The organism is Mesorhizobium sp. M7A.F.Ca.US.005.03.2.1 (assembly GCF_003997795.1).
In the GTDB taxonomy this organism is placed as follows: Bacteria; Pseudomonadota; Alphaproteobacteria; order Rhizobiales; family Rhizobiaceae; genus Mesorhizobium; species Mesorhizobium ciceri.
In genome coordinates this window covers 1-7,849 of record NZ_RZRP01000225.1, presented here as the reverse complement: position 1 = coordinate 7,849, position 7,849 = coordinate 1, and the positions used below count along the sequence as shown (strand labels likewise).

The window sequence follows — 7,849 nt, the reverse complement described above, 5'->3', positions numbered from 1 at the left end:
TGCCGGTGGCGTTTTCGGGCGGCAGCAGCGAGAACACGGCACCCGAAGCCGGCGCCAGCGACGAAACGGTTCCCTCGAAGTCCTGGCCGTCGGTCGCATCGACCGAGATCCTGACCTTCTCGCCGGGAACCAGCCGGGCAAGTTGTGTCTCCTTGAAGTTGGCGACGATGTAGAGCTTGTCCATCGGCACGATGACGGCGAGCTTCTGGCCGGGGCTGACAAGGTCGCCCTGCTCGACCGAGCGGTTGCCGACGATGCCGTCATATGGCGCCTTGAGCACGGTGAAGGAAAGATCGCGCAGCGCCTTGTCATGGCTGAGCTGCAGGGACGCCAGCGTGCTCGCCGATTCCGCGCGCTGCGCCTGCAGCACGCCGATATTGGCTTGCGCGGCGGCGATCTGTGCGTCGGCGCCGACAAGGGCGGCATCGGCCTGCTGGACCGCGGTCTGGGCGTCGTCCAGCTGCGCCTGTGTGCCGACATGGGTCTTGAGCAGCTGCGAGGCGCGCGCCGCGACCTTGGCTGCGTTGTCGGCCGCGGCCTGGTCGGCGACCTTCTGCGCCTGGGCCTGCTGCAGCGAGGCGCGGGCCGCGTCGGTCTGGGCGTCGATACGGTCGAGCGTCTTGCTCAAGGTGGCGATCTGCGCCTCGGCCTGGGCGACGGCAATCTTGTAATCGCCGTCATCGACGACGAGCAGCGGATCGCCGGCCTTGACCAGCTGGTTCTCGCTGACCTTGACCTGATCGACATAGCCGGAAATCTTGGGCGAGATGAACGCCATGTCCGCCTGGACATAGGCATCGTCCGTCGAGATCATGAAGCGGCCCGTTGTCCAGTAGTCGTACCCATACCAGGCGCCGGCGCCCAACAAGGCAACACCGATGACCGGCAGCAGGAAGGAACGCACCGAACGCTTCTTCCTGGCCGGAGCCTCTGCCGGCGGCGACGAGACGGGCTGGACAGGTACTTCCGGTGCTTCCGTCGCCGGCGCAACCTTGGCGTTAGGGAAGGGACGGACTTCGGCAGTGGTCGGCGCGTTCGAGGACATGACATCTCTCTAAAGTTATAATATAATACTGAACCGTTCGGTTCGATCCGGCCGTTGACATAGCGCGTAAAGAGGACCATATCAAGGGCAATCGAACCGCTTGGTTCGAATTATTTTCGAGGTGTGACTTTCATGGCCGAGACCCCGCCCAATGTCGAAAACGAGTCGTGTGACGACCTGTTGGAAAGCTTGCGTCGTGGCCGCCCGGCCGCGGGGCAGGATCCGGCCAAGCGCAGCCAGATCATCGACGGCGCCCGTCGTGTCTTCATCGACAAGGGCTTCGAAGCCGCCTCGATGAACGACATCACCCGCGAGGCCGGTGTCTCCAAGGGTACGATCTACGTCTACTTCGCCAACAAGGAAGAGCTGTTCGAGGCGCTGATCGAGGAAGAGCGCGGCACCATCTTCAAGAACATGTATGACGTGCTGGACAATGCCGACAACCTGCGCGAGACGCTGGTGAAGTTCGGCAAGGTGCTGGCTCTCAAGATCACGTCGGCCAAGGTCGTCCAAGCGCAGCGCACGGTGATCGGGGCATCAGACCGGATCCCCGACATGGGCGCGCGTTTTTACGAGCGCGGTCCCAAGCGTGGCCACGACAAGGTCGCGGCCTTTCTCAATGCCGCCATCGAGCGCGACCTGCTGCGCATCGACGATGTCGATCTTGCCGCCTATCAGTTCACCGAACTGTGCCTGGCCGGTCTGTTCCGCCAGTGCATCTTCGCCTACCGCACCAAGGCCCCGACCCAGGACGAGATCGACCACATCGTCAGGTCAGGCGTCAGCATGTTCCTGAAGGCCTACGGCACCGAAAGGCTTGTGGCGGAAGAAGGCCATCAGACGATTGCTATCGAGGCCAAGCCCTAGCCAGACCATGCTCTAACTCTTTGTTTAGACGCAATTCTGGACGGAAAACCGCTTCACACTTTTCCTAGAATTGCTCTAAGGTGCGGATGCTTTAGCCGCCATTGGCGGCAAGCACGATGGCTGCCTGCAATTCCTGAAGGCCCTCGGCCTTTTCAGAAGAGGTGGCCAGCACGAACGGGAACGCCGCCGGCCGCTTCTTGATCTTTGCCAGCGTCTCCTCGATCAGCCTCGGCACGCCGGCAGTCTTGATCTTGTCGGTCTTGGTCAGCACGATCTGGTAGGACACCGCCGCCTTGTCGAGCAGCGACAGCACTTCGTCGTCCTTGGCCTTGATGCCATGACGGGCGTCGATCAGCACATAGACGCGTTTCAGCGTGACCCGGCCCTTGAGGTAATCGAAGACCAGCTTGGTCCACTCGTCGACCTTCTCCTTCGGCGCGGTGGCGTAGCCGTAGCCGGGCATGTCGACCAGCGCCAAGGGCGGCAGGTCGGCGCCCTCGCCCGAAAATCCATCCGGCACGAAATAGTTGAGCTCCTGCGTGCGCCCCGGCGTGTTGGAAGTGCGCGCCAGCCCCTTCTGGTTGACCAGCGCATTGATCAGCGACGACTTGCCGACATTCGAGCGGCCGGCAAAGGCGATTTCCGGCGGCCCTTCCGGTGGCAGGAACTTCATCGCCGGCACGCCGCGGATGAAGATCCACCCTCGCGTAAACAGTTCGGTGCCGATTATGCTGCTGTTCAGAGCGTTCAAGCTGCTGCCTCCAGAAGAGAAATATTGGCACCCCGGATAGCATCGAGGTTGCGGCTGACCTTGTCTACCGGCCAGTCCCACCACGCCACCGCCAGTAGCCGCCTGATTGTCCGGTCGTCGAAACGCATCTTTACCACCTTGGCCGCGTTGCCGGCGACGATCGCATAGGGCGGCACGTCGTGCGTCACCACTGATTTCGCAGCGACGATGGCGCCGTGGCCGATTTCCACCCCGGGCAGGATCACCGCCTCCATCCCGATCCAGACGTCGTTGCCGACGATGGTGTCGCCGCGCACCTCCTTCGACCAGGTCGCCGGGTCAAAACCCTTTTCCCAGCCATGGCCGAAAATATTGAACGGATAGGTCGAAAAGCCGGACATGGCGTGGTTGGCGCCGTTCATGATGAAGCGCGCGCCCTCGGCGATGGCGCAGAACCTGCCGATGATCAGCTTGTCGCCTATGAACGGATAGTGATGCAGGACGCATTTCTCGGCAAATTTGTCCGGCCCGTCGGGGTCGTCATAATAGGTGAAGTCGCCGATCTCGATGTTCGGCGCGTTCACCAGTCCCTTGAGGAAGCCGACGCGGGTATGCATCGGGATCGGGTGCTTGATGTCTGGGTTGGGTCCGTCCATGTCGAAATCCGTCAGAGAAATGGCCGCCAGGTGCATCCGAAACTCGAATGCGCCCGTTCAAAATAGCGTGATCCGCCCTATAGCACCAATCGGGCGACGAGCGAGCTTTCCTTGACGGCCTTGCTCATTTGCTGCCGCGGCAAATCACGATCGGATCGGACAGCGCACTGTCGAAACCGCTGCCCTGATAGACGGTGACATTCGTGGCGCCGGGCGGCAGCATGAAGCTGCCTTCGACGATTTTCTGGTCGCCGGCCGGCATGTGGAGAGCCCAGCTATAGGTGCAAAACTGAGGCGGCGCCTGGGGTTCGACGTGGCTGCAGTTCAATTGCGCGCCACCCAGCATGGCGGCGCCGCCGCAACTGACGGCGCCCTTTGCGAGCGCAATGCCCGGCCATCCCGCAATGGCCGCCACGGTCGCGATCTTCAGCCAATTCATCGTCGTATCCTTGCCCGGCAACAGCCCGCTACCTGAGCCTTTGGGTGGGTCGCAGCCCATGCGTCATTTTTTCCAGGCGGGCTTAGTCCGTCTTGCGCACCGCGTCCAGCAAGATTATGTGCATGATGATAATAAGCATGCTCACTAACAGTCGCGCCGAAAAACTCCAGTACCTCCCATGCCATCGTCACCCAACATCAGCTTCGTGCTGCACGATGTCGCGCGCCTGCTTCGAAAGCGGTTCGAGCAGAGGTCGCGGGCATCGGGGCTGACCCGCGCCCAGTGGCAGGTGCTGGCCTATCTCAGCCTGCATGAAGGCATCCACCAGAACAAACTGGCGGACCTGATCGAGATCACGCCGATCACGCTCGCCCGGCTGCTCGACAAGATGGAAGCAAGCGGCTTCATCGAGCGCCGGCCCGATCCCGCTGACCGCCGGGCATGGCTGCTGTACCTGAAGCCGCAAGCCCATCCGCTGATCGAAATCATGCGCGGCAATGGGCGGAAGACGCGTGACGAGGCCTTTGTCGGCCTTTCCGCGGATGCGCAACTGCATCTGCTGCAAACCCTATCCCTCATCAAATCCAATCTGCTCGCGGCTTGCGCCCAGCCTGCCGCCGACCGGGAGAAAACACATGGCTGAATCAACCTCACCAAAGAAGCCTGTCGAAGAAGACGGATCCGCCGCCGACCGGGCGCGCGACCAGGTCATCCGGCTGGACAGCGAACGCGAGCAAAGGCGAGCCAGCACCGTCATCGACAATGACGAGCTCGAAGCACCGGTCGCCCTGGAGCCGGCGGCGCTCGAGGCTCCGTCCAAGGAGCCACGCCAGGCCGGGGTTGCGGTGGCGCCTCCGGCGCCGGTCAAGCCCAAGCGCGGCCGGGCACGGCCGATCCTGTTTGCCCTGCTTCCGTTCGCGCTGGTCGTCGGCGGCTATTACTACGTCATCGGCGGCCAGGTCATGACGACCGACAATGCCTACATCCAGGCGCAGTCGCTCGGCGTTTCCACCGATGTCTCCGGCACTGTGTCCGAGATCGACGTGCACGAGAACGAGGCGGTGAAGAAGGACCAGGTGCTTTTCCGGTTGCGGCCGGCCTCTTTCGAAACCGCTCTTGCCGCCGCCCAGGCACAGCTCGGCACAGTGCGCAACCAGGTGCTGACCTTGCAGGCGAGCTACCAGCAGTCGCAGGCGCTGATCGAGCAGGCGCAGGCCGACATCCCCTACTACGAGGCCGCTTTCCAACGCCAGCAGGATCTGCTCAAGACCTCCACCTCCTCCAAGGCGACCTTCGACAGCGCCCAGCACGACCTCGTCGCCGCCCGCCAGAAAGTGTCCGTTGCCCAAGCGCAGGCACAGGCGACACTTGCCCAGCTCGGCGGCGACGCCAGCCAGCCGGTGGAGAAGAACCCGTTCTATCTCCAGGCGCAGTCGGCGGTGGACGACGCCCAGCGCAACCTTGCCGATTCCATCGTCAAGGCGCCATTCGACGGCATCGTCACCAATGTCGACGCGCTTCAGGTCGGCAAGTACCTGCCGGCTTCGCAGCCGGCGTTCAGCCTGATTTCGGCGACCGAGCTGTGGATCGCGGCGGAGCCTAAGGAAACCGAACTGACCTATGTGCGGCCGGGACAGACGGCGACGATCAGCGTCGACAGCTATCCCGGTGCCGTCTGGCACGGCAGGGTCGCCTCGATCAGCCCGGCGTCGTCGTCGAGCTTCTCGCTGCTTCCGGCGCAGAACACCACCGGCAACTGGGTCAAGGTCGTGCAACGCATTCCGATGCGCGTGACGGTGGACGATCTCCAGGGCAAGCCGCCGCTGCGCGGCGGGATGAGCGTCGTGGTCGGCATCGATACCGGCCATGCGCGCGGCCTGCCGGACTTCGTGACGGACCTCCTCGGTCGGTTCGGACAAAAGTCATGACCGGCGCGTCCGCGACAGGTGGCGTGGTCGCCAATCGCGGCGCCATCACCGCCTGCGTAATCCTGGCCGTGATCATGCAGGCGCTGGATACCACCATCGCCAATGTGGCGCTGCCCTATATCCAGGGCAGCGTTTCGGCCAGCGCCGACCAGATAAACTGGGTGCTGACGTCCTACATCGTCGCGGCAGCCGTCATGACGCCGCCTTCGGGCTATCTTGCCAATCGCTTCGGCCGCAAGCGCATCCTGCTGATCTCGATCACCGGCTTCGTCGTCGCGTCGGTGCTGTGCGGCTTCGCGCAGTCGCTGCCGCAGATCGTCGGCTTCCGCCTGCTGCAAGGCCTGTTCGGCGCAGCCCTGGTGCCGCTGGCGCAGAGCATCCTGCTCGACATCTACAGCGTCGAGGAGCGCGGCTCGGCGATGGCGCTGTTCGGCGTTTCGGTGATGGTCGGGCCGGTGCTCGGGCCGGTCATCGGCGGCTGGCTGACCGAGAATGTCAGCTGGCGCTGGGTGTTCTACATCAATGTTCCGATCGGGGCCCTGGCTTTCGCCGGCGTCTCGATGTTCGTCCAGGAAACCAAGACGGACCTCAAGGCCAGGCTGGACTGGCTGGGCTTCGGCATGCTCAGCGTCACCATCGCGTCGCTGCAGATGTTCCTCGATCGCGGCGAGCAGCTCAACTGGTTCTCGTCGTCCGAGATCATCGTCGAGGCGCTGATCTGCGCGTCGGCCTTCTACGTCTTCCTCGTCCACACCTTCACCGCCAAAAACACCTTCGTGAACCCGCGGCTGTTCCTCGACAGGAATTTCGCCGTCGGCATGATCTTCATCTTCATCATCGGCATCACCTATCTGGCCTCGCTTGCCCTGATGACGCCCTATCTGCAGACGCTGATGGGCTATCCGGTGGTGACGGCCGGCATCGTCATGGGGCCGCGCGGTCTCGGCACCATGGCTTGCATGTTCCTGGTCGGCAGGCTGATCGGCAAGGTGGACACACGCTGGCTGCTTCTAACCGGCCTGCTGGTCACCGCCTGGGCGATGTACGACATGACCGGCTGGACGCCTGACGTCTCGCAATGGACGATCATCAGCACCGGCTTCATCCAGGGCGCGGGCCTGGGTTTCCTGTTCGTGCCGCTGACCACCATCACCTTCGCCACGCTGGCGCCGGAGCGGCGCGCGGAAGGCACAGGCCTTTACAATCTGTCACGAAACATCGGCTCCAGCGTCGGCATCTCGGTGGTCACCGCGCTGTTGACGCAGAACGTGCAGATCAACCACGCCAACATCGCCACCTATGTGACACCCTACAACCAGGCGTTCAGCAATCCGGCGATCTTCCAGGCAATGGATCCCTACAGCGCCGCGGGCCGCGCCGCGCTCGACGGCGTGGTCACGCTGCAGGCCACGATCATCAGCTATATGAACGACTTCAAGCTGATGATGATCCTGTCGCTTGCCGCCATTCCGCTGGTTCTGTTGCTGCGCAAGCCGGCGACTCCGGCCAAGATCGACCACAGCGCCGTGATGGAGTGACGACGCTCGAAACTTATCCGGCTGCACAGGCAACAGCCAAAAAGAAACCGGGGTCCTGTGAGGGACAGGACCCCGGCCAATGCCGATACGACTTCCCAAGAAACATGGCACCTCGTCATGAGGCGGGGATGGCAGGCCCGAGAAAGCCCCAACGGACCTGCCTTGATCCCCTTTGCCGGAAGCCGTTCGTTACTTCGGCAACAGCACCTTGTTGACGACATGGATGACGCCGTTCGACTGGTTGACGTCGGCGATCGTCACTCGCGCCTCGCCGCCTGACTCATCCATGATGTAGAGCTTGCCCTTCTTGACTTCGGCGGTCAGCGTGTCACCGGAGACGGTCTTCATCTCGTATTTGCCGCCCATCGCCTTGGCCTTCTTCATCATCTCGGCGCCCGAAATCTTGCCGGCCACGACATGCGCGGTCAGCACCTTGGTGAGCTTGCCCTTGTTCTCCGGCTTCAGCAGCGTGTCGACGGTGCCCTTGGGCAGTTTCGCAAACGCCGCGTTGGTCGGGGCAAAGACTGTGAACGGGCCAGCGCCCTGCAGCGTGTCGACCAGGCCGGCGGCCTTGACCGCGGCGACCAGCGTCGTGTGGTCCTTCGAATTGACGGCGTTCTCGACGATGTTCTTGGTTGTGTACATC

Annotated in this window: 9 protein-coding genes; 4 read left to right on the top strand and 5 right to left on the bottom strand. The window is 63.0% G+C overall.

What is annotated here, in order from left to right; all coding sequences use genetic code 11:
• A partial coding sequence (locus tag EN991_RS14705) for an HlyD family secretion protein (protein WP_164769071.1) occupies positions 1 to 1,045 on the bottom strand: 1,045 nt, incomplete at its 3' end.
• A gap of 132 nt (positions 1,046 to 1,177) precedes the next feature.
• Between EN991_RS14705 and EN991_RS14700 the strand changes: the two genes are divergently transcribed.
• Entirely contained in the window at positions 1,178 to 1,912 is a 735-nt protein-coding gene (locus EN991_RS14700) for a TetR/AcrR family transcriptional regulator (protein ID WP_013528496.1), read from the top strand.
• A gap of 91 nt (positions 1,913 to 2,003) precedes the next feature.
• Here EN991_RS14700 and yihA read toward each other — a convergent pair whose 3' ends face one another.
• From yihA to EN991_RS14685, 3 genes are all read right to left on the bottom strand, one after another.
• Positions 2,004 to 2,663, bottom strand: a complete 660-nt coding sequence (gene yihA, locus EN991_RS14695; protein WP_024502094.1) for a ribosome biogenesis GTP-binding protein YihA/YsxC — start codon at positions 2,661 to 2,663, stop codon at positions 2,004 to 2,006.
• Positions 2,660 to 3,298: a CatB-related O-acetyltransferase gene (locus tag EN991_RS14690; RefSeq protein ID WP_027161114.1), complete on the bottom strand. Its 639-nt coding sequence runs from the start codon at positions 3,296 to 3,298 to the stop codon at positions 2,660 to 2,662. Before EN991_RS14690 ends, yihA begins: the two co-directional genes overlap by 4 nt.
• A 124-nt stretch (positions 3,299 to 3,422) precedes the next feature.
• Positions 3,423 to 3,737: a hypothetical protein gene (locus tag EN991_RS14685; protein ID WP_024502096.1), complete on the bottom strand. Its 315-nt coding sequence runs from the start codon at positions 3,735 to 3,737 to the stop codon at positions 3,423 to 3,425.
• Between the two features lie 178 nt (positions 3,738 to 3,915).
• On the opposite strand from EN991_RS14685, the gene EN991_RS14680 reads away from it, so the two are divergent.
• From EN991_RS14680 to EN991_RS14670, 3 genes are read left to right on the top strand one after another with little or no spacing between them, the layout of a single operon-like run.
• Positions 3,916 to 4,380, top strand: a complete 465-nt coding sequence (locus tag EN991_RS14680) for a MarR family winged helix-turn-helix transcriptional regulator (RefSeq protein WP_013528500.1) — start codon at positions 3,916 to 3,918, stop codon at positions 4,378 to 4,380.
• Positions 4,373 to 5,665: an HlyD family secretion protein gene (locus tag EN991_RS14675; protein ID WP_127369021.1), complete on the top strand. Its 1,293-nt coding sequence runs from the start codon at positions 4,373 to 4,375 to the stop codon at positions 5,663 to 5,665. Before EN991_RS14680 ends, EN991_RS14675 begins: the two co-directional genes overlap by 8 nt.
• On the top strand, positions 5,662 to 7,203 hold the full coding sequence (locus EN991_RS14670) for a DHA2 family efflux MFS transporter permease subunit (protein ID WP_127369020.1): 1,542 nt from the start codon (positions 5,662 to 5,664) through the stop codon (positions 7,201 to 7,203). Before EN991_RS14675 ends, EN991_RS14670 begins: the two co-directional genes overlap by 4 nt.
• A 189-nt stretch (positions 7,204 to 7,392) precedes the next feature.
• On the opposite strand, the gene EN991_RS14665 is transcribed toward EN991_RS14670, so the two are convergent.
• A partial coding sequence (locus tag EN991_RS14665; RefSeq protein ID WP_164769069.1) for a fasciclin domain-containing protein occupies positions 7,393 to 7,849 on the bottom strand: 457 nt, incomplete at its 5' end.